Origin of the sequence: Clostridium sp. CAG:265 (assembly GCF_000436575.1) — a bacterium.
GTDB classification, from domain to species: domain Bacteria; phylum Bacillota; class Clostridia; order Clostridiales; family Clostridiaceae; genus Clostridium; species Clostridium lentum.
This window is the reverse complement of sequence record NZ_FR886574.1, coordinates 1-979: the sequence shown is the minus strand read 5'-3', so window position 1 is coordinate 979 and position 979 is coordinate 1. Positions and strand designations below refer to the sequence as shown.

Here is a 979-nt window from a genome sequence, read left to right as displayed (position 1 = left end):
TAGCAGCACCTAAAGTGTAAGCCCACATAGCGTTTTCGAATGCTATTGGTTGAGTAGATTTAACGATATCATAAACGTTAATTCCCTTTTCATCGCAAACAGCTTTAGCATCTTCTAATGTTTTCATTCCGTATTGCTCTAATACTGGAGTGATTTGTCCTATTCTTCTTTCATAACTTTCAAATAATGCCATGATTAAATTCCTCCTTACAATTATTCGTGTCTTGGATCGATTAATTTAACAGCGTCAGCAACTCTTCCGTATTGTCCTGCAGCTTTTTCTAATGCTTCGTTAGCATCCATTCCCTTAGCGATCATTTCCATCATCTTTCCAAGGTGAACGAATTTGTAACCGATTATTTCGTTATCTTCATCTAAAGCGATTTTAGTAACGTATCCTTCAGCCATTTCTAAGTATCTTGGTCCCTTAGCAATAGTTCCGTACATAGTACCAACTTGAGATCTTAATCCCTTACCTAAGTCTTCTAAACCAGCTCCGATTGGTAATCCACCTTCAGAGAAAGCAGTTTGAGTTCTTCCGTAAACGATTTGTAAGAATAATTCTCTCATTGCTGTATTTATAGCATCACAAACTAAGTCTGTGTTTAAAGCTTCTAATATAGTTCTTCCTGGTAATATTTCTGAAGCCATAGCAGCTGAGTGAGTCATACCTGAACATCCAACTGTTTCAACTAATGCTTCTTCTATTACTCCACCTTTAACGTTTAAAGTTAATTTACAAGCTCCTTGTTGAGGTGCACACCAGCCTATTCCGTGAGTTAACCCTGAAATATCTGATATTTGTGTAGCTTGTACCCATTTTCCTTCAACTGGAATTGGAGCACATGCATGATTAGCGCCTTTATTTACAACGCACATTTCTTCAACTTCTCTTGAATACATCATATATTGATTCCTCCCTAATTAATACTAGTTATAGCTTGTCTCATTTTTATATATGTAGACTAAGTACTTAACC

Annotated in this window: 2 protein-coding genes; both read right to left on the bottom strand. The window is 36.4% G+C overall.

Going from position 1 to position 979, the window contains the following annotated elements; all coding sequences use genetic code 11:
• Positions 1-193 (bottom strand): GGGtGRT protein (locus Q5O29_RS00010; RefSeq protein WP_302631490.1); only part of this gene is annotated, 193 nt, incomplete at its 3' end.
• A gap of 20 nt (positions 194-213) precedes the next feature.
• Positions 214-906: an iron-sulfur cluster assembly scaffold protein gene (locus Q5O29_RS00005; protein ID WP_022210979.1), complete on the bottom strand. Its 693-nt coding sequence runs from the start codon at positions 904-906 to the stop codon at positions 214-216.
• Positions 907-979 lie beyond the last annotated feature (73 nt).